General features: G+C 38.7%; 1 protein-coding gene. It reads left to right on the forward strand.

Annotated elements, in window-relative coordinates; translation table 11 throughout:
* Positions 1-185 precede the first annotated feature (185 nt).
* Positions 186-700, forward strand: a 515-nt coding sequence (locus J7R13_RS08585) for a hypothetical protein (RefSeq protein ID WP_208438288.1), incomplete at its 3' end; no start/stop codon positions are given.

Consider the following 700-nt stretch of genomic DNA (forward strand, 5'->3'; position numbering starts at 1 on the left):
GATCATCAGGTAAAAATTTATGGCAATGCCGTTGTGAATAGCCATGCAAAAATTCGTAATGATATCTGTGATGATAATCAGTCACTAAAAGACGCTGCTTAAATAACGCGTGGGCGCGGCGGGGGCGCCCTCCTTTAAACATCTCATTTAAAAATTTAAATCTCTTTATTAAAGGAATTGTGCTCATGCAAAAGAAGTTTGCACTCACAAATGAAACGCGTGTATTTGGTAATCATACTCTTTATCGCATTCAAGCATTAAAAGACTTTGCTGATGTTAAGGCTGGAGATTTAGGTGGCTTTATTGAAAAGGAAAGCAACCTCTCTCATGATGGTAATTGCTGGGTGTATGATGAGGCTTGTGTCTACGGTCATGCAAGAGTGTATGATGATGCAAAAATACGCCATTTTTCTCAAGTCTGTGGTCAAGTTTATGGCAATGCTGAAGTCTATGGAAAAGCTTTTATCTCTCAATATGCTAAAGTTTATGACCATGCTTTTGTCTATGGCAATGCTCATGTTTATGGCAATGTTTATGGTAATGCTCATGTGAATGGTAGTGCCCGCGTTCTTGCTGATGCTCATATTTATGACCATGCGCATGTTTCTTATGATGCTACGGTTTTTAGTTATGCACGCGTTTATGGTCATGCCAAGGTTTCTGGCTTGGCTTGTATTTATAGCCATGCAAAAATTTATAA

This window comes from Bartonella taylorii 8TBB, from assembly GCF_902825155.1.
GTDB classification, from domain to species: domain Bacteria; phylum Pseudomonadota; class Alphaproteobacteria; order Rhizobiales; family Rhizobiaceae; genus Bartonella; species Bartonella taylorii_A.